This window comes from Synergistota bacterium (assembly GCA_021159885.1).
Classification (GTDB): domain Bacteria; phylum Synergistota; class GBS-1; order GBS-1; family GBS-1; genus AUK310.
Map to the genome: position 1 here is coordinate 1 of JAGHDO010000027.1, position 19,541 is coordinate 19,541.

At 42.4% G+C, this 19,541-nt stretch carries 21 protein-coding genes; 16 read left to right on the top strand and 5 right to left on the bottom strand.

All coding sequences use genetic code 11. From position 1 onward, the window contains the following. Positions 1-27 precede the first annotated feature (27 nt). On the top strand, positions 28-222 hold the full coding sequence (locus J7M13_02185) for a hypothetical protein (protein MCD6362797.1): 195 nt from the start codon (positions 28-30) through the stop codon (positions 220-222). After that, the gene (locus J7M13_02190) at positions 219-413 is read left to right on the top strand and encodes a hypothetical protein (GenBank protein ID MCD6362798.1); all 195 of its coding nucleotides are present in this window, start codon (positions 219-221) and stop codon (positions 411-413) included. The genes J7M13_02185 and J7M13_02190 overlap by 4 nt, the downstream gene beginning before the upstream one ends. Before the next feature lie 220 nt (positions 414-633). On the opposite strand, the gene J7M13_02195 is transcribed toward J7M13_02190, so the two are convergent. Beyond that, complete coding sequence (locus J7M13_02195; protein MCD6362799.1) at positions 634-891, bottom strand: transposase family protein; 258 nt, start codon at positions 889-891, stop codon at positions 634-636. An 18-nt stretch (positions 892-909) separates the two neighbouring features. Next, positions 910-1,197 carry a transposase gene (locus J7M13_02200; protein ID MCD6362800.1) on the bottom strand — a complete coding sequence of 96 codons (288 nt, stop codon included), beginning with the start codon at positions 1,195-1,197 and terminating at the stop codon, positions 910-912. A 525-nt stretch (positions 1,198-1,722) separates the two neighbouring features. Here J7M13_02200 and J7M13_02205 point away from each other — a divergent pair. The 9 genes from J7M13_02205 to J7M13_02245 all read left to right on the top strand — a co-directional run bounded on the left by J7M13_02205 (position 1,723) and on the right by J7M13_02245 (position 11,103). Continuing rightward, positions 1,723-3,054, top strand: coding sequence for an MmgE/PrpD family protein (locus J7M13_02205; protein ID MCD6362801.1), 1,332 nt, complete (start codon positions 1,723-1,725; stop codon positions 3,052-3,054). A gap of 2 nt (positions 3,055-3,056) precedes the next feature. Further along, positions 3,057-3,965: a fumarate hydratase gene (locus J7M13_02210; GenBank protein MCD6362802.1), complete on the top strand. Its 909-nt coding sequence runs from the start codon at positions 3,057-3,059 to the stop codon at positions 3,963-3,965. A 1-nt stretch (position 3,966) separates the two neighbouring features. Continuing rightward, positions 3,967-4,566: a fumarate hydratase C-terminal domain-containing protein gene (locus tag J7M13_02215; protein MCD6362803.1), complete on the top strand. Its 600-nt coding sequence runs from the start codon at positions 3,967-3,969 to the stop codon at positions 4,564-4,566. Between the two features lie 18 nt (positions 4,567-4,584). Beyond that, complete coding sequence (gene fumC / locus J7M13_02220) at positions 4,585-5,988, top strand: class II fumarate hydratase (protein ID MCD6362804.1); 1,404 nt, start codon at positions 4,585-4,587, stop codon at positions 5,986-5,988. 1 nt (position 5,989) lies between these two features. Then, the gene (locus J7M13_02225) at positions 5,990-7,330 is read left to right on the top strand and encodes an NADP-dependent malic enzyme (GenBank protein ID MCD6362805.1); all 1,341 of its coding nucleotides are present in this window, start codon (positions 5,990-5,992) and stop codon (positions 7,328-7,330) included. Between the two features lie 154 nt (positions 7,331-7,484). Beyond that, a complete protein-coding gene (locus tag J7M13_02230) occupies positions 7,485-8,471 on the top strand; it encodes a TRAP transporter substrate-binding protein (protein MCD6362806.1) in 987 nt (328 codons plus the stop codon). 173 nt (positions 8,472-8,644) lie between these two features. Beyond that, the gene (locus tag J7M13_02235; GenBank protein ID MCD6362807.1) at positions 8,645-9,052 is read left to right on the top strand and encodes a TRAP transporter small permease; all 408 of its coding nucleotides are present in this window, start codon (positions 8,645-8,647) and stop codon (positions 9,050-9,052) included. 16 nt (positions 9,053-9,068) lie between these two features. Further along, positions 9,069-10,355: a TRAP transporter large permease gene (locus J7M13_02240; GenBank protein MCD6362808.1), complete on the top strand. Its 1,287-nt coding sequence runs from the start codon at positions 9,069-9,071 to the stop codon at positions 10,353-10,355. A gap of 43 nt (positions 10,356-10,398) precedes the next feature. Continuing rightward, positions 10,399-11,103, top strand: coding sequence for a FadR family transcriptional regulator (locus J7M13_02245; protein ID MCD6362809.1), 705 nt, complete (start codon positions 10,399-10,401; stop codon positions 11,101-11,103). Positions 11,104-11,435: 332 nt separating this feature from the next. Here the strand turns inward: J7M13_02245 and J7M13_02250 are convergent, their stop codons facing one another. Next, positions 11,436-12,362 carry a proline iminopeptidase-family hydrolase gene (locus J7M13_02250; protein ID MCD6362810.1) on the bottom strand — a complete coding sequence of 309 codons (927 nt, stop codon included), beginning with the start codon at positions 12,360-12,362 and terminating at the stop codon, positions 11,436-11,438. A 171-nt stretch (positions 12,363-12,533) separates the two neighbouring features. On the opposite strand from J7M13_02250, the gene J7M13_02255 reads away from it, so the two are divergent. From J7M13_02255 to J7M13_02265, 3 genes are all read left to right on the top strand, one after another. After that, positions 12,534-12,791, top strand: coding sequence for a hypothetical protein (locus tag J7M13_02255; protein ID MCD6362811.1), 258 nt, complete (start codon positions 12,534-12,536; stop codon positions 12,789-12,791). 274 nt (positions 12,792-13,065) lie between these two features. After that, positions 13,066-13,218 carry a hypothetical protein gene (locus tag J7M13_02260; GenBank protein ID MCD6362812.1) on the top strand — a complete coding sequence of 51 codons (153 nt, stop codon included), beginning with the start codon at positions 13,066-13,068 and terminating at the stop codon, positions 13,216-13,218. A 306-nt stretch (positions 13,219-13,524) separates the two neighbouring features. Further along, entirely contained in the window at positions 13,525-14,838 is a 1,314-nt protein-coding gene (locus J7M13_02265; protein MCD6362813.1) for a GGDEF domain-containing protein, read from the top strand. A 34-nt stretch (positions 14,839-14,872) separates the two neighbouring features. On the opposite strand, the gene J7M13_02270 is transcribed toward J7M13_02265, so the two are convergent. After that, positions 14,873-16,306: a hypothetical protein gene (locus tag J7M13_02270; protein ID MCD6362814.1), complete on the bottom strand. Its 1,434-nt coding sequence runs from the start codon at positions 16,304-16,306 to the stop codon at positions 14,873-14,875. A 142-nt stretch (positions 16,307-16,448) separates the two neighbouring features. Between J7M13_02270 and J7M13_02275 the strand changes: the two genes are divergently transcribed. Together J7M13_02275 and J7M13_02280 are read left to right on the top strand one after the other, a co-directional pair. Further along, positions 16,449-17,780 carry an FAD-dependent oxidoreductase gene (locus J7M13_02275; GenBank protein ID MCD6362815.1) on the top strand — a complete coding sequence of 444 codons (1,332 nt, stop codon included), beginning with the start codon at positions 16,449-16,451 and terminating at the stop codon, positions 17,778-17,780. Positions 17,781-17,783: 3 nt separating this feature from the next. Beyond that, positions 17,784-18,827: a glycosidase gene (locus J7M13_02280; protein MCD6362816.1), complete on the top strand. Its 1,044-nt coding sequence runs from the start codon at positions 17,784-17,786 to the stop codon at positions 18,825-18,827. On the opposite strand, the gene J7M13_02285 is transcribed toward J7M13_02280, so the two are convergent. Continuing rightward, complete coding sequence (locus J7M13_02285; protein ID MCD6362817.1) at positions 18,802-19,497, bottom strand: aspartate/glutamate racemase family protein; 696 nt, start codon at positions 19,495-19,497, stop codon at positions 18,802-18,804. The two genes, J7M13_02280 and J7M13_02285, sit on opposite strands and share 26 nt — an antisense overlap. Between the last annotated feature and the right edge of the window lie 44 nt (positions 19,498-19,541).

Below are 19,541 nucleotides of genomic sequence, written 5' to 3' on the forward strand. Positions count from 1 at the left end.
AATACTTTTAGAAATGGGGGTATTCTAATGAATTTGCAATTTGTAACAGACAAGAAGGGCAATAGAATAGCTGTAATTTTACCCGTGGAGGAATATAAACGGATTTGCGAGGAGTTAGAGGAGCTTGAATCAATACGAGCGTACGATGCTGCTAAAGCATCGAAGGATGAAGTAATACCTTTCGAACAAGCTGTAGAGGAGATAGAAAGATCTCGTAAATGAGCTACCGAATATTTATATTAAGGGGAGTACAAAAGGAACTTGCAAAAATTTTTGGCAAGGATTTTGATCGGATTAAGAAGGCGATTTTTGAACTTGCTGATAATCCGAGACCGGTAGGAAGCACGAAGCTAATTGGTCGTGATGGTTGGAGAATTCGAGTTGGTAAGGTGGTTCCCCAATTTGGACAGTAATTTACTCTTATTTTGCTCACGCCGCAACCTTCCGGTGCTTATCTCCATAATACACCTTATCATGTGCTTTATAGCCAAGCGGGTGGTGAGGCCTTTTGCTGTTGTAATAGCTTACTCACTCCTTGGTAACCTCCTTCAGCTTTCTCAATCCCATCCTTTCCCCCGAATACACCTATCCCACTTGTAGCTCCTCCATAACCTCTCTATTACTATGTTGTCCCTAAACCCTCTCCCCAATGCTTATCTTTACCTTGACATCCTTAAACATCTTGGTAAACATCTTACTTGTAAGCTGGTTTCCCTTGTCTGTGTGGATAAACTTTGGTTTGCCATATCTGGCAAGGGCTTTCCTCGCTGCTTCTACGTGCATCCGCTCATCAAGCGTGTTGCTTATCTCAAGTGCTAGAATTCTATGGGAATACAGGTCCATTATCGCCACTCCATGCGCAAATTCCCCTTTGGCTCTTATGTAAGTTATGTCCGCAGCACACCATACTTAGTTGAACTCCTTAACATTCAGATGCTTCAAAAAGTTGATATGATTTGTTCCTGATATCCTGGTGTTTTTGGGTCCTGGAGCTATGCCCTTGAGCCTCATGAGCTTCGTCAGGCTCCTGACCCTCTTGTGATTCACATTGATTCCCAATTCCCTTTCCAACATCGTCTTCATTTGCCTGTAACCCAGCGTGGAATCCCCTCTATACAGCTCCTCTATCTTCTCTATGAGCTTTATATTCTCCTCCGGCTCATCCTTAGGCTTGTAATACACCCTGCTCCTTAACACCCTCAAGGTTCACACGCTCTTCTTAAGCTCAGTCCAGCAGAAATCCTCCTTTTTCTCAGCATTTCCACCCTTTCCCGCTCGCTCAGTACCTCTTCAATAGTCTGATAAAAAATTCCATTACAGCTCCAGCTATCCTATCTTCTGACAGGTCTTCTCAGGTTCTTTTTGCAGAGCTACTATGTCACTGCCCGTCTCAAAGGGTAAGCCCATCTTCTCTGGAAACTCCTTTTTTCAAGCCCTTACCTGCTGCAGGTGGGCTTCGTATTTCGAGGCTATCTTGTTGATACTTTCGTCTGCTTTGACTGTTTCAAGGGCTACCCTTGCCTTGAATTGAGCCTTGTACTTAGGTCTTCTAGCGATAATGGTTCCTTCCCTGAGTAGTTTATGAATTTCTTACCCTGTCCAAATTTTGGGGTCCACCTCAGCTTAATCTCTTTCTCTTTTACTCTATTTTTCTTTTCTAATTGGGTTGACAGTATACAGGTATAATGATATTATTAGTGTATGATGAGATCGTATGCTAATATGATAGCATTATTTGTAAATGAGGTTGATTATTCAGATATACCTGCTGATATTGTCAAAGCAGCTAAGAAGTGTATTATGGATTGGATAGCTGTAGGATTTGCTGGCTCTGCAACTCCTCTTTCAAAGCAAGTCTTTCAAATGCCTGCAAAGGATACTGAGGAGTCTACCATTTTAGTGTATCCTTTGCGAAAGGGAAATCATTTGTTTGCTTCTTTCTTTAATGCCTTTTTCTCCCATATACTTGAACTAGATGACGTACATAGGGGATCTACGTATCATCCGGGTTCACCAACTATATCAGCTGCATTTAGTCAAGGTGAGAGATTAAGGGTTTCTGGGAAGAAGCTGATAGAGTCCATAGTGCTAGGTTATGAGGTTTCTATAAGGGTGGGGGAATGTTTAGGTGGAAGTCACTACAGGTATTGGCATACTACGGGTACCTGTGGTGTTTTTGGAGCGGCAGTAGCAGGAGCTAAAATGTTAGGACTTGACGCTGAAAAAATTACTTTTGCAATTGGGAACGCAGGAACCCAGTCTTCGGGCCTTTGGCAATTTGTGTTGGATGGGGCTATGACTAAGCCATTACATCCGGCTAAGGCAGCCATGGATGGGTTAATTGCTGCTGATCTAGCCGCTAGAGGGTTCTCGGGGCCGCATAGAATTTTTGAGGGCGAAAAGGGGTTATGTAGGGCGACAACTGATGGAAGCTTTTCACTAGAGAAGCTGGTTAGCGGCCTTGGAGAAACTTGGAAAATAGGAGAGGTTTCATTTAAGCCCTATCCCTGCTGTAGACATATACATTCCTCTATAGATGCAGCTATAAAGGCTTATTGTAAAAGTGCGCTTTCGGTCGATAGCATAGCTAAGATCAACGTCTATACCTATAAAGTTGCTATAGAAACAGCTGGTACGAGATTTCCCAAGTCTATTGAAGAGGCTAGATTTAGTATTCCTTACTGTGTATCTGTGGCTATACTCTGCGGAAAGGTTTCCTTAGCTCACTTTTCTCAACAGTTTCTTGAAGATAAGAATGTAAAAAGGGTATTGGAGAAAGTTAATCTAATTGAGGACGAAAAGTATACTAAGCTCTATCCAAGTAAGTGGGTGTCTAGGGTTGAAATAGTGAGTGATGATGGAGCTACTTATGATTCTATAGTGGAATTCCCTAAAGGGGACCCTGAGAATCCTTTACTTGATAAGGAAATGGAAAGCAAATTTGAAGAACTTTTATTACCCATACTTCCAGAGAAGCATGTAAGAAGATTGAAAGACAAAATATGGAATTTGGAGGAGATAGATGACATCTCCTCTTTTTTTAAGGAGGGGTAGTGATGGGAAGTATTACTCCAGAGTTTCTAAGGGAGGAAATATCTCGTTTGCTCCGGGAGAAGTGTTGTGTAACTATTGCTCCTGACGCAAAGCTTTTGCTTAAGCAAGCATATGATAGGGAAACTTCTCCAGCTGCGAAAAACATCTTAGAAACACAAATTAAAAATGTAGAAATGGCAGAGAAGTTAAAGAAGCCGGTTTGCCAGTCTCCAGGATATGGAACTATATATGTAAGGTTTGGAAAGTGCGCTGATATAGATGGGCTGAAAACAATTTTATCAGAAGAGATATCTAACGCTACTCGAGATGGATTTTTAAGACCAAGTATGGTTCATCCAATCACTCGTAAAAATACAAATGATAACAGTGGAGTAGGTATTCCTAATATGGAATTGTTCTATGAACCGGATCTTGAGTTTATAGATATAATCGTGAGTTTTAAGGGATGTGGATCTGAACTTGGAAACGCTGTGAAAATATTTACGCCTGCCCAAATAGGCAAAAATGCAGAAGGGATAAAGGAATTTATTTTAGATACCGTGATAAAGGCTGGAGCTAAACCGTGTCCCCCTATAGCTCTGGGCATTGGAATTGGTGGTCAGATGGATGTTGCAGCGAGGTTGAGCCGTAAGGCAGTGAGTGTCAGAGAATGGACGGATCGCAACCCTGATCCTTATCTTGCCGATATGGAAGAGGAACTTTTGTCTAGCATCAATAAGCTGGGGATAGGAGCTGGTGGTGTAGGGGGAAAAACGACTGCATTAGCTGTCAAAATAGAAATGGCTTACACTCATACGGCTATATGTCCTGTAGCGGTTAACTTTCACTGCTGGGTAGCAAGGAGGAGCGGTATAAGAATTTATCCTGACTGCACAGTTGAGTACTTGTTTAAGGAAAAGGAAGGTGAGTAACATGGAAAAACACATCATTACTCCCGTTACTTTTGAGGAGATAGCAGACTTATCTGTAGGAGATACGGTGTTTATCACAGGTATTGTTTATACTGCCCGAGATATGGCTCATCTCAGAATTAGGGAGATACTCGAAAATCAAGGAGATTTACCGGAGAACTTTGAGGGAGCAGTTATATTCCATGCAGGACCTGTGGTTAAGAAAGTAAATGATGAGTGGAAAATATGGGTTATAGGTCCTACAACAAGTACAAGAATGGAACCTCACTCAGAGATGGTGGGTAAGCTTGGTGTTAAAGTAATAGTGGGTAAAGGCGGAATGGGGAAGAATACTACACAAGCTCTTAGAAAATATGGCGGGGTTTACTTATTGGCAGCACCTGGGTGTGCTGTGGTCCATAGCGAATCTGTAGAGAAGGTTCTAAGAGTCCACTGGTTGGAAGAACTTGGGGTACCTGAAGCTATATGGGTCCTAAAAGTCAATAATTGGGGTCCTCTTATAGTTGGTATAGATGCCCATGGAAACAATATGTTCACAGACTTAACTAAGAAAGCAACCAGAGTCAAGGATGAAATCCTTAGTGTGAATTATTCCAGCTGAAATGAGGAGGTGTGCAAAGTGGAATATAGAATAGAGAGAGATAGTTTAGGGGAGGTTAAGGTCCCTAAGGATAAGTATTGGGGGGCACAAACGCAGCGTGCTTTGCAAAACTTCAAAATAGGCGAGGAAAAAATGCCCATTGAGGTTATAAGAGCATTTGGTATAGTGAAGAAGGCTGCAGCCATAGCGAATTATAAGTTGGGAGTAATTGATGAGAAAACAAAGAATATAATATGCAAAGTAGCAGATGAGATTATCCGAGGTGAATTGGACGATCACTTTCCGCTTCCTGTATGGCAAACAGGAAGCGGGACCATGACAAATATGAATGTGAACGAGGTTATAAGCAATAGGGCTAACGAGCTTCTTGGGGGTGAACGGGGTAGCAAGTATCCTATCCATCCAAACGACCATGTGAACAAGTCTCAATCTTCTAATGATACTATGCCTACGGCTATGTCTATTGCTGCTACGCTTATGATAGTAAACGAACTTATTCCAGCGCTGAGATCACTAAAAGATACATTTGCACAGAAAGCAGAGGAGTTTAAAGATATAATAAAAGTTGGTAGAACTCATTTACAGGATGCTACGCCACTTACGCTTGGACAGGAGTTCTCTGGATATGTAAGTCAGCTAGAACATGGGATAAGAGCCATTGAGAATGCTCTACCTCACTTAAAGGAACTTGCGCTTGGAGGAACGGCTGTAGGAACAGGACTTAATTCACCAGAGGGTTTTGATACATTGGCAGTGGAAGAGATATCTAAAATGACTAATATAGATTTTATTCCTGCTCCCAATAAATTTGAAGCAATAGCTGCACATGATGCTATTGCTGAGGTTAGTGGGGCCTTAAAAACGGTTGCAAATAGCCTGCACAAAATAGCCAATGATATAAGGATTCTAGCATCGGGGCCTCGTTGCGGTATTGGTGAGATAAGAATACCTGCAAATGAGCCTGGAAGTTCTATCATGCCCGGTAAGGTTAACCCCACCCAATGCGAGGCTCTGACGCAGGTTTGCTGTCAGGTGGTAGGAAATGATGTAACGATAAATATGGCTGCTTCTGGACTAGGGCTTGAGCTGAATGTGTACAAACCTGTCTTGATATACAATCTCTTGCAATCCATAAGGCTTCTGACAGACGCTTGCAATTCTTTCAATAGGAATCTTGTTAGGGGTATCGAACCAAACCTCAATAAGATAAAGGAGTACCTCGAAAACGACCTTATGCTTGTGACGCCACTTGCACGTGCTATAGGTTATGATAAGGCTTCTGAAATAGCCCATTTAGCAGATAGAGAAGGGCTTACCCTTAAAGAAGCTGCGGTAAAACTTGGGTATGTCAGTCCGGAGGAATTCGATCGTATTGTTGACCCGTCTAAGATGATTGGCCCTTATAAAGTAAAAGGAGGCTAGGATGATGGGTAAAAAAGCAGATGTGGAAGCTCTCTTAAAAAAGGCAGAAAAGCCTTCCATGGATGCTATAAGGTTGTATCCTCTGTATGAGGGGAAGATTCAGATTGCCCCAAAGGTACCTATAAGGGATTTTAGGGACTTTGCTGTGTGGTATACACCTGGGGTTGCTGCTCCGTGCAAGATCATAAGAGATAACAAAAAGCAGGTTTATAAATATACTAATAAAGCTAATGTTATTGCTATAATTTCAGATGGAACCAGAATACTAGGCCTTGGGAACATAGGACCAGAAGCTGGTTTACCTGTGATGGAAGGCAAAGCCCTACTCTTTAAGTACCTAGGCGGAGTAGACGCTATACCTTTATGTATAGATACAACAGATATAGATGAGATAGTATCTTTCTGCAAATGGATATCTCCTTCTATTGGAGGTATAAACCTCGAAGATATAGAAAGCCCAAAGTGTTTTTATCTTCTAGATAGGTTAAAGAAGGAGCTTTCTATACCGGTGTTTCATGATGATCAGCAAGGTACAGCAGTAATTACATTGGCAGCACTTACCAATGCCCTTCGAGTTGTAAATAAGGATATAGCAAAGGTCAAAATAGCTCTTATAGGTATGGGCGCTAATACTGCAAATCTTAGACTTATACTGAAAGCTGGAGCAAGACCGGAAAATGTTATTGCATGTGATATTAACGGTATCTTAGGTAGACACAATGCTGATAATTTTGAGAGAAGAGATCCGAGACATTATTTTGCCATGATTACCAACCCTGAAGGTAAAAAAGGTGGCATAAAGGAGGCCATAGAGGGAGCTGATGTATGTATAGCGTTTTCTAAGCCAGGGCCCGGCACTATAAAACCGGAATGGATAAAATCTATGGCAAAAGACGCTATTGTCTTTGCTTGTGCAAATCCTGTACCTGAAATATGGCCGTGGGAGGCAAAGGAAGCAGGGGCAAGAGTCGTTGCCACTGGTAGAAGTGATTTCCCAAACCAGGTGAATAATTCTTTGGGTTTCCCTGCTATATTTAGAGGTGCTTTGGAAGTTAGGGCTACCGAGATAACAGATGAAATGTGTATAGCTGCAGCTAATGCAATAGCTGACTTTGCATTCAAGAAGGGGCTCCACGAAGATTATATTGTACCTACCATGGATGATGAAGAAATGTACGTGGAGGAAGCCATAGCAGTTGCAAAGAAAGCTATAGAGCAGGGTGTGGCGCAGGAGAAATTAGATAATGCGGAGCTGAAACGCAGAATATCAGAGAAGCTAAGAGCGGCGAAGGAGATGTCAAATGTCCTTCAAGACAGCGGTCTAATTGCAGACTACTTTTAGCTGAGAGATGCATCTTAGGTGTTTAGTAGTCATTTGATAGTGAAGGAGGTGGTATGGAGGAAAGGCTATTATATTAGGTTGTCATAGGATTGGGAGAAGAGGTATGTAAAGAGCCTAAGCAAGCTCAGGATTACTTAGAAGGAGGTGTTGAAGGATGAAACAGAGGCAGGTGTATGTGGGAGGGATTTTAGTAGTGTTGATGTTTCTTTGTATAATCGGTATGCAGGGCATAGCAATGGCTGATACCATGGTGCTAAGATTAGCTCATGAGATGCCAACTAATCATCCTTATCATCTTGGAGCTGAAATGTTTGCAAAACTCGTCAATGAGGGAACTAAAGGTGCCATTAAGATCGTCATTTATCCCAATGCTGAGTTGGGAAAACAGAAAGCATTGGCGCAAGCAGTATCTATGGGAAGACTGGATTTTTGCCTTGGATGGAATGGCATTTTAGAAGCATATGCGCCCATTACTGGAATATTCGCTCTCCCTTACATTTATAGAGATTGGGATCATACATGGAAGGTCATAAATAGCGACATTGGGAGAAAGATATTTTCGTTCACGGAGAAGAAAGGAATAAAAGTAGTAGGTGCATTCTACAACGGAACCTACAGCTTTGTATCCAGAAAGCCTATCAGGTCCTTCTCGGACATAAGGGGAATAAAGCTAAGGGTGCAACCATCACAGGTATTTGTGCAAATGGGAAAGGTCTTAGGAGCAGTAGTTACTCCTTTAGCATTTTCCGAGGTTTATACGGCCCTGCAATTGGGTACTATAGATGCTGAGATTCAAGGACCGATCAATGTGCGCAAAAGCAAGCACTATGAAGTGGCAAAGTATGTGTTTGAAACAAAGATGTGCAATCTATTGGAACCTTTAATGATGAGTGTAAGGACCTTTAAGCGGCTTTCTCCAGAATATAGAAAAGTAATATTTCAAGCTGCTAAGAAAGCTACAGCATGGCAGTGGGAAGTGGCGAAGAAGACCGAGAAAAGGGATAGGGAATGGCTTGCTACAAAAGGAGGAATGAAGTATTATCCTGCAAGTAGGGCTGAGGGGAGAAAGGTGATGCAGCCTTTGTACGAGAAGTATAAGGAGTGGAAAAGCTACATACAGGCTATAGAAGCAATTAAATAAGTAAAAAGCAATTTTATCTTTTTTAGGTGCAGTGCGTTGCTTATGCTTGCTTCTAAAGTGGATCACGGAGATTAAAGGGGTTAGAAGAAGTGAAGTGTTTCAGGTGGTTAGTGGATATTGCAGATAAAATAGCGACGATTTTATCTATAGCATTAAGTATAACATTGGTTGGAATGGTGTTCTTTCAAGTAATAAATAGATTTATACTACATGTTCCTGCACCGTGGACCGAAGAGATTAGTAGGTATCTTTTTGTATGGACCTCCTTTGTTGGTGCAGCAAAGGCGCTTAAGAGTAACGCCCATGTTGGGACTCAAGTTCTTACCTCAAGACTTGGTAGAAAATTAAGGATGGTGGTTGTTATATTCGCGGAAGCTGTAAGTCTTTATCTCTATGTATACATAATGCTTTACATAGGGAGTATATGGGCTGCTTATGGTTTGGAAGAAAGATGTGATACTATTACATGGCTACCAATGTTTTACATGTACTTTGCTATACCTTTTTCGGGCACGCTAATGGCTATTTTTTCTGTAGAGAGACTACTAACAGTCGCCACATCATATAAAGGTACTAGCTGAGGAGAGGGGGTATCCTATGGAATATTCGGGAATCCTAATTTTAGGTGTGTTTTTGCTGCTGCTTTTTAGTGGGGTATCTATTGCGGCTACTTTAATGCTTACATCTGTATTCTACTTAGTAATCCGGGGCGAAGCGTTTGCTTTAGCAATGATGGTTCAAAGATTGTTTGAAGGAGTTAATAGGTTTGAACTTATTGCAATACCTCTCTTTATACTGAGTGGCGATCTCTTATATGAGGGCAAAATCTCAGGAGCGCTGGTAGAATTCGTAAAGTCTTTTATGTGGAGAGGAAGAGGATCTCTACCGCTTATTACTACTATCTCGTGCATGCTTTTTGGGGCACTCTCAGGATCTGGGCCAGCAACTGCTTCAGCCATTGGAGCTACTGTAGCTCCTGCTATGGAGGAAGAGGGTTATCCTAGAGAGTTCACTGCAAGTGTGATATCTGCTTCCGGCCCCCTGGGTATCCTAATCCCTCCTAGTATATTACTGCTTGTTTATGGAGCAGTTACTGATACTTCTGTTGCTAAGCTCTTCCTGGCAGGGATCGTTCCAGGAATATTATATGGCACGCTTCTCATTGTCTATGAATGGTATGTTTCTGTGAAAAATGGTTATGGTGCGATCACGGAAAAGCGTAAGAGTTTTTCTAAGGCTTTTAAAGAAGCCAGTTGGGCATTGGGGGCTCCTTTCATTATACTTGGAGGGATATATGGTGGGATATTTACGCCTACGGAAGCTGCTGTTGTAGCTGTGGTGTATGCGTATCTTATAGGTAAATGTGTATATCGCACCTTGGAGTGGAGTAAAACAAAGCAGATCATTTTAAAAAGTACTATTACTAGTGCAACTGTGCTTTTTATTATTGCAGGAGTTTCCTGCTTTGGTTGGATATTAGCAAGGGAAAAAATACCACAGTTACTTACCCTTTTTGCTATAAAGCACATTGAGAGTGGGACTCTTTTCTTAATACTCTCCAATATTATAATACTTATAGCAGGAATGTTTGAGAATGGATCTGCAGTCATTATTTTATTAGCCCCTTTGCTTGAACCTATTGCCTTAAGATATGGTATAGACCCTGTGTTTTATGGGGCGTTAATGACTGCTAACTTAGCAATAGGCATGTGTACCCCACCTGTAGCTGTAACTTTATATGTAGCTGCTAGAATATGTAATGTTCCATTCGATTCTGTTGCGAAAAGAATTTTACCCTTTATTGGCGTTTTACTGATAGGCCTATTCATTCTTACTTTCTTCCCGGGTTTAACTATGTATATTCCTAATCTAATAATGAAGTAGTATGTAGTATTACAATGACATAGTGTGGGAGGTAAATTGTAGAATGAATAATGTGATAAAGCGTGTTAAACTCTATGAGGAGGTTATGTGTAAAATAGAGGAGTTCATCGCGAAGGGAAAATTTAAGAAAGGTAGCAAGTTGCCTTCTGCAGAATCGCTTGCATCCATGTTTGGGGTTAGTAGAATAGTTGTAAGGGAAGCTCTTCGTCTGCTGGAAAGCATGGGGATTGTAGATATAATACCTGGAAAGGGAACTTTTATTAAAAATAATTTAGACAATAGCTGCCTTGCTAGCATCGGTGTAGTGCTGCAAAGCTCCCGAGAATTATTGCTGGATCTACTCGAATTTAGAGAAGTCATAGAGCCAGGCATAGCTGCTGTAGCTGCTGTGAGAAGAACAGCAGAAGACCTTGAAAGCTTGAGGAACTACCTTAGCGAGATGGAAGAGGAAATAAGAGAAGGGAAATTAGGCATTAATTCATCTTTAGGATTCCACCTAGCATTGGCAAAGGCTACAGGGAATCCTATTTTTACAAGAATAATGCTTTTGCTAGGTGTTATGCTTAGAGAGAGTAGAGAGATTTCCTTGAGCGTGCCAGGAAGGCCGGAAAAAGCACTTCGTGAGCACTTGGAAATTCTACGTGCCATTGAGGCAAGGGATCCGGAGAACGCTGAGAAGTCGATGAAAGAGCATTTAAAGAATTTGAGAGAAACTCTAACCCATGCGTTAGGCAAGGAGTGGGATTAAGAAAAGCAGTTAAGTTTTGTGAGGAAGATGGGGAGGAAGAGAATTAGTGATAATCAAGTCGTGATAAGAGAAGTTTTGGATGCAAAGGGAGTGGTTGTAAGTAAAAGTGGGATCTTTCTCGCAGTGATAGATGCGGTAGCATCCTACAGGTAGGATGCTACCGCATCTTAGCGGCTATAGAATACAGCTCACGGGTATGAGCGAATATTGATACTTCATGTGTGCTTTATTTTATAGTGTATCTTGTGTAGAAGATCTCACGGGAAAAATTCACCCTACCGTTCCTATTAAGGAAACGACAGGGTGAAAGGGGTATTTAGAAGGCAGGTGGGTTATTTATCGTGCTCGCTAAGGAACTCTCTAACTATTTTGTTGAATATCTTTGGTTTTTCAAGATGGTGGCAGTGTGAAGCTCCCTTTATAACATACATTTTAGCTCCCGGGGTTATACTCTGGTAGTATTTTGTAGTTTCGGGACGTGCCTCATCGAATTCTCCGCATATGTATAAAACTGGAACCTTTAACTGCTTTAGCTTTTGAGTTATATCATGATTTTTTAATACTCCAGTGCAGGTAAATTCGCTTGGTCCCCACATGTAATTATAGACATCGTATCCCATGGTTTGGAAGGCTTTTTCTAAGCACGGGGGCCAAGGATCAAGTCTGCAGAAGAAGAGCTTATAGAATACCATCATGGCTTGCTGATATTTAGGATTATCAAAATCCTTTTGGGCTTCACATTCTTCTACCGTCTTTTGGATATCTGTTGGAAGAGTTTTTAGCAAGCTTTTAGCATCGGAAATCCATCTTCTTGTACTCATATAGGGACCTGCGAGGATAAGACTGAGGACGCCTTTAGGGTTCTTGCGAGTCATATATTCTACTGCGAGCATGGATCCCCAGGAGTGCCCCAGTATATGTACTTTTTTAAGTCCGAGTGCTTTTCTAACGGTATCTACTTCGTCAACGAAGCTCTGTACCGTACAAAATAGGGCAAGGTTTTTCGTTGTTGCTTTGGAGTTTCCGCAGCCCAGCTGGTCGTAGAAGATTACAGGTCTTTGATCAGCTAAGGCTTCTAAGCTTTCAAGATAGTAGTGTGTCATTCCAGGACCTCCATGGAGCACAAGTAGCGGGACACCGGGTTTATCGATACCCACTATGCGGAACCAGATCTTGCCATATTTTACGGGAATAAAGCCTTCCTTCGCAGTGAAAGTTGGCTTTGGAGTCGAAGCTACAGCTATACTAACGCAGAGCATTAATAGTATGGACGCGATTAAAATCGCTAATCCGGCTCCCTTAACTCGCATTATATACCCACCTCCTTTTAATAGTATTATAACTTAGATAATTTTCAAGTCAATACATCAGAGGTAATATTTTAGAGATCAGATTTCTAGTGATAACTTGTGATTTTAAGGGTGATGAATATGAAGAGATTCTTACTTCTAAGTTTGCTTATCCTATTTTTTCTCAGTATAAGTTCCTTAGCCATGCCTATACTTCCTGAAACCCCCTATGAGCGCCTTTTCTTTGAAACAGAGAGGTTCAGGTGGTTAGCTCCGATTATAACCGAATATAAGCTTTCTGCTTGGTTTGCTACCGTTGAGGGGCTTGCTCCTGAGAAGCTATATGAGAGGTTAGTAAAGTTAGGTAAGGAGGTATATAGGAGGTGCTTCAGGAGCTAAAACTGAAAGAGAATTTAACCTGCTTAAGGAGTATTTGGGTAGCCTAAAATTTTATAATTTGAAAAATTAAATCGTATGAAAAAGCAGCGGAGTTGTACTGTATTGGATGAAGCCTATGGAGGCGGACCGATAGGGTTAATGGGTAGTTAATATACGGTGACGAGGCTCCTGTTTGGTTAGTTTGAGGGAGTCCCTTTTTGTTTGGGGGATTGAAAGGAAATCGAGAAAGGTATAGAATCAGATTTAAATTTAGGATGTGGGGAGGAGGCGTAAGATGAGAATATGCTGTTTATCATGTGGGGCTTTATTTGATGATTTTGAAGAGATATGGCTTTCCGAAGCTCAGAGGGTTTTGGTATGTCCCTATTGTGGGATTCCTGTCTTTCGAGGAGACTTCGTTTGCAGGGAATCTCAGGAAGGAGGTTGATTCATTGAAGAGGGGGTAAGCAAGGGGCTTGCTTTCACCCTTGCCCTTATAACGCTGGGTATCGTTCTCCTGTTTCTTCAATTTTCGCTTTTCTCTGGTTTTTGGAGAGAGAAGGAATTTAAGGTCCCTCACTGGGTTTTAAGTGGTAGGGAGCTTTCCTTTCCCTGCTATTTTCCTCTTTCTCTCGGGGAGCCGAAGAAGGTTTATTTTACTTTGGAAGCTTCGATTCCTCGAGAATGACTCAGGAGCTTAGGTGATCCGGTTCTCGTTATACCGGGTATATTTGCTCAAGCCTTCGAGGTTTATGTGGGCGATAAGGTTATAGCAAGGGTTGGAGACATCTCGGAGGGGAATAGCAATATATGGAATAGAGCCTTCTTAGCGATCCTTCCTCGTAAAATTGCTCCCAGTGAGAGGCTCGAAATTAGGGCTCTCTCGCTGTTTGGGTTTGGCTTAAATGGAGCGCCTTTTCTGACGAGGGATGTAGATGCCAGAAGGTTTGTTAGGGGGGTTAATTTTCTCATTTCAGGTCTTGCCTTGCTTGAGATGGGCGTCATGCTTGCAATAGGTTTCATTCTGCTCGGCATTGCCTTCTCGGGAGGAGCTCGCTTTTACCGCGATATGGGAGTGGCATTTATCCTCATCTTCATCGGTCAGATGGATATGATTTTTCTGGAAGAGCTTTCGGTTCCTCTGCTTGCATTTAAGAAGGTTGTAGATTTATCCCTTTATCTTGCGCTTATGATATGGTATTTTTCCATGAGCAGTTTTCTTAAAGCTCCTGAAAATTTCCTCAGGGGTATTTTAAAGTCAACTCTCGTTTCTCTCTGGCTCGTTGGAGTCTTTTTCGTATGGGATTTGAGAAGCTTTAACCTTTTCAGCGCTTTCTTTATTCTTCTCTTTTTGCCCGTGATCGTGGATATTATAGCTTTTTCCCTCCGGGGATTTCATAAGTCTCCATCTGTTTCCTTGGCTAATGTGTTTGCTGGTGGTACGGGGCTTGTAAATATGCTGATCTTTCTTATGGGGTTCTTTGGCAAACCTGTGATACCGTACTTTCAGGCGATAAATATGGGGATGTTCGTCATGGGAGCTTGCGTTGGTGTTGAGATCATAAGGGACTTTGCTTCCATTTCAAGAAACCTTAAAAAGGCGAGGGAGGAATCTCTAAAGGATAGATTGACCGGTGTCTATAACAGAACCGCTTTAGCCAATTTCGACGAGAGCGATTCTTTCTCCGTTCTACTTATAGATGTGGACGATCTTAAGACCGTTAATGACAGGCATGGGCAGGTGGGTGATCTGCTTCTTATAGCGATAGCGGATGTTATAAAGAACAGGATAAGGAAGAGAGATATCTTGATAAGATATGGAGGAGATGAGTTTGTCGTGCTTCTTAAAGAGTGTGATGGTGAAGATGCGTTGAGAATAGCAGAGGATATTATAAGGGAGACGAGAAACATCAGCTTGCCTTTCGCTCCACTCTTTCGCCCTGGTGTATCTGTGGGTGTTTCATCTCGAAGAGAAGGAGAGGGATTAAAAGAGTCTCTCTCGCGAGCTGATAGGGCTCTTTATTCTGCGAAAAGGCTCGCGAAGGGCAGAGCGCTCCTTGTAGATTGAAGGGGGCCCTCCTTGAAGGAGAGCCCTAAAGGATTTATCTCTCACTTGCTTTAAAGAGGACCCAAGGTTCTGAGGGCCTGTCCTTAAGATACCCTCTTAGGTGCTCCCACTGTATATGCCTTTTTAGAAATTCTTCCGCGTAGAAAGGCATTCCGCTTGAATTTCCCCACCTTGCCCAGAAGCTCATTTTCTTTGCTAAAGCGGTAGTTAGAACCTTGCCATCAACCGTCCCCCTTGGTTGAAATGGTAGGGGGCGTCCCGGCTGGCACATGAATTCTCTCGCATCAAGCTCGTAGTGTCCGTCGATTGTGCGTGAGCAAGGATTTATCTTGTGAAGGTATACATCGTAATGATCTGCAAGTATTTTCTTCGCTATTTCAGCGTTTATCTTCCCATAATACTCTTTCATAAGCTGTGTCAGGCGGACCTGCCTTGCTCCTTGATGCCTTCTTATATCTGCGAATCCAGTGTTTGAGCATTCAAGGTTTCTTATTCTTGGGTCTATGGGGGCATTGAATCCTATGAAGTATCCGTTTTTCTTCTTTGTGATGCTATAGTACTTGAGTCCGAGTTCGAACCTCATTATTTCTCCCGTTTTGATATTTCCTATAAGCCAGCTGTTGGCATATCCTCCTGTGTTGTTCTTTACCATTATCTTTACGAAATCATCGAGCGTATTTCCGTATTGCATTGCTTTCCTTACCCTGTAAAATTCGGGAGATCCATCGGGGTTATAAACCTTAAATCCGCCTATGGTGGTTTCCGTACCGACTATGCCGGCGCTCGTTATGAAGAAGTCCGTCATGCTGTATACATATCCGGGAAGGCTCTGCATAAACATTCTATGCCCCTTTTCTGGAACTATGTCAAGTATCTCGTTCATAAACTGTCCCATTGTGAAGTTGCACCAGGAATTATGAGCCATTACTATTTCGCCGTCGGCGGTGGCACTTCCCGTGGCTATAAATGCACTACAGTGTCCTCTCCCACTGCTGTTCCCCTCGGAGAATTTTCCCTCTTCCTGATTGGGCCACCAGTAATCAAGAAGCTCATAGTAGACGTTCCAGGTTAAGACATCCTGCCAGCTTACATTAACCCCCGCTTTCTTTGCACCGTCGGCTATACCCCTGATCTCGTTCATTATTTCTTGGTCTATTTTTTTAGCGAAAAGCTTAATCGCTGCCTTTTTAAAGTATTCCCAGTTTTTGCCAGTATTCCAATAGGTGACGAATTTCGTAACCCTTAGGATCTCTTTTAAATCTTTGGCGATTAGATATCCGTGTTGAAAACCCCTTTCGTAAGGCTTTCCTTCGATGTGTACATAGATCCAGCCATTCTTGTCGAAACGGTATCCCTTTCCATATCTTATTATTTTCGTCTTACCGATTGCCCACGCTGAGAGCGCAAGTGCAAGTAGCAGTATAACCGCTATTAGAATTGCGCTCTGTTTTCTTGAGAAGAACTTCATAGTTTAATGCGCCTCCTTTAAGCTTACTTAAATCTAATTTAATGAGATAATATCATACTGAAGTCTTGATAGTCAAGAAAGAGAAAGCTATAATTTTATAGTCAGATTTAATATAGCTATCGTGTGTGGGAGGGGATAAACTATGCCGGATAGGTTGATAATTATAGGTGGCGTTGCAGCGGGACCTTCTGCAGCCTTTAAGGCTAAGAGGGTAAATTCCGATCTTGATGTTCTTCTTTTCACGGATGAGGAGGATCTCTCCTACGGATCCTGTGGACTGCCATATTTCATAGGTGGAGTTATAGAGGATAGGAAGAAGCTTATCGCAAGAACGGTGAACGCCTTTAAGGATGCGGGAATAGATGTTAAAACCGGCGTCCGCGTTGAGGGAATAGATCCGAAAGAGGGGGTTGTTTTCGCCGGTGGAGAAAAGTTTCGCTATGATTCTCTCGTTATAGCTACGGGAGCGAGCCCGATATTACCTCCTTTCGAGGGAAGAAATCTCAAGGGGATTTTTACCCTACGGAGCGTGAAAGATGGTGAAAGGATAAAGGATTTTATATCTAAAGAAAGTCCTGAAAGGGCCGTTATAGTTGGAGCGGGGTATATAGGTGTTGAGATGGCAGAGAGCTTTGCTTCGCTTGGATTGAAGGTTTCCTTGGTTGAGTTAATGCCTCAGATCCTCATAAATATGGATGTCGATATGGCTGAGCTTGTGGAGAAAGAGCTTGAGTCGAGGGGAGTTGAGCTTCTAACCTCTACCAAGGTCCTTGGCTTCGAAGGTAGAGAAAGGGTTGAAAGAGTGATAACCGATAAGGGCAAGATAGACGCTGATCTCGTTTTGCTTGCCATAGGCGTTAAACCAAATTCGGAGCTCGCTAAGGATGCTGGATTAGCTTTGGGGCCTAAGGGAGCCATAGATGTGAATAGAAGAATGGAGACATCAGCTTCTGGCGTATATGCGGCTGGAGATTGTGCTGACGCATTTCATTTAGTAAGTGGCAGAAAAGTGTATATTCCTCTGGGAACGACCGCGAACAAGCAGGGTAGGATAGCGGGGAATAACGCTGCTGGAGGAGAGTATGCGCTCTTTCCGGGAGTCGTCGGTACCGCTATAGCGAAGGTCTTTGATTTAGAGATAGCGAGAACGGGTTTAAGCTCCTTTGAGGCAAAGAGTGAGGGCTTCAGCTTTAAGAGCGCTCTCATTAAGTCGAGAACCGCTGCAGGGTATTATCCCGGGGCTTCGTCCATAGCGGTCAAGCTCCTCGCTGAGGAAAAAACCGGCAGGATAATAGGTGGACAGATAGTGGGAGGTAGAGGTAGCGGTATGAGAATTAACGCCCTTGCTGTAGCTGTATCCAATGGCATGAGGATATGGGAGTTTGCATACGCTGATTTGGCGTATGCTCCTCCGTTTTCACCGGTTTGGGATCCGCTTCTCGTAGCGGGACAAAAGCTTTTAAGGGAGTTTTAAGTCTTGAGCGTGGAGGAAAATCTCTACCGTACATATCTTGAGAATGAGAGCTCGCTTCAAGGACTGAGGGAAAAGAGGCTTACCGATATATTTGAGAGAGTTTGCTACATAAAGGCCTCTGACTTAAGAGTGGTTAACTATATTAGGGAAGTTCCCTTAACGGCGTTTAATCCTGGGGCGATTCTTATTGGTAAAACCGCCTATATATTTCCACGACTCATCTTTGATTACTATACTTACAACTCGAGCATTGGAATTTTCGAGCTTGACATAAGCGATCTTCTTGAAGGGAGCTTTAGAAAACCGATAGAGATGAGGATACTGATTTATCCCGATAAGCTTTGGGAGTTTGGACATGGCTGTGAAGATGCCAGAGTTGGAGCTATAGAGGATGAGTATTGTATCCTTTATACTGGATCAAAGCACTACCATGAAAACGGAAAGCTTAAGAAGCTTTCCGTTCAGGCTTTTGCTCGGACAGAACCACCTTTCCGTGAAGCTTTAAAGCTGGGATATCTTCGGATTAGAGGAAAAGATGAGCTATGGACGCCCGATTGTAAGGATAGCGCTATTTTGAAGAGAAAGGATAATAGTTTGAGCTTCCTTTTGAGGTTGAAGGTTAAAAATCTTTTAGTCTGTTGGCGTGGAGAGCTCGAAGCTGATGATTTAGTTATTCCTGTGGATAGCCTTAAGCCGGTTTTCGCTCCGGAGGATTGGGAGATTAAGGTTGGCTGGTCAACGAATGCGGTTAAGCTATCTGAGGATAGGTATATCATTGGCTGGCATGGAGTTTTAAGGGAAGATCTATCCTATGCGAATGGCATTGCGCTCTTGGATGGGAATGGAAAGATTTTGGGAATAAGCGATTATCTCCTCGCTCCAAAGGGTTTAAATGAGTTTTATGGTGATAGAAATGGCGTTATCTTCGGAGATGGACTAATTCTTCATGATGGGAATCTGATATGGATAGGAGGGGTAAGCGATTATTGCATGGGCGTTTTTATAGCTCCCTTGGAGAGGGTTATGGCTCATCTCCGAGAGATCTAACGGCGCTGTAGACGAACTTTGTGAGGGAGATGAAATCGAATATGGGTAGTTTCGTCTCTCTCTTGATCTTTTCTCTATAAGGAGGAAGATTATGGCATTCTAAGACTATACCCTTCACATCTGGATACTCTTCAAGAAGCTCTCTTGATGCTTGGACTACCTCCGCTTCTATTTTCTGCATATCTCCATTCGGAGAGTCTTCGAGAATAACGCGTTTAAATTCGCTTTTATCCTCAAGTCCTTTTATAGCGGTGGGTATGTTTAAGACGCCTGCTGCTTTAAGATGTGATTTAGATAGATTGAGGGAATTGGCAGTTATTATTCCTATCCTTCCCATGAGCATTTTAAAGATCATTGGTATCATGATTAGGGAGGAAGTGAATACCGGGATTTTTACCGCTTTGGCCATCTCATCTTGAAATAGCACGGTAAAACCACAGCTTGTTGTTATCGCCTTTACGCCTTCTTGTTCAAGTTCCTTTGCTCCTTGGATGAAGCTTTCGAGAAGGCTTGGTTCGGTTTTTATAACAACGGTTTTAAGATTAGCTCCCTTGATTTTTTTTAAGATTACCGGAAATGGATAGGTCTTTGGGTTTCCCACATCTCCGGGAATCCTTGGGAAGCGCGTTTCAAGCATGAGCACGCCAAGAATGGGTCTTTGAGGTATCAAATTTGTTCCCCTCCTTTTCTTGGATTACAAGGATTGACATTTTG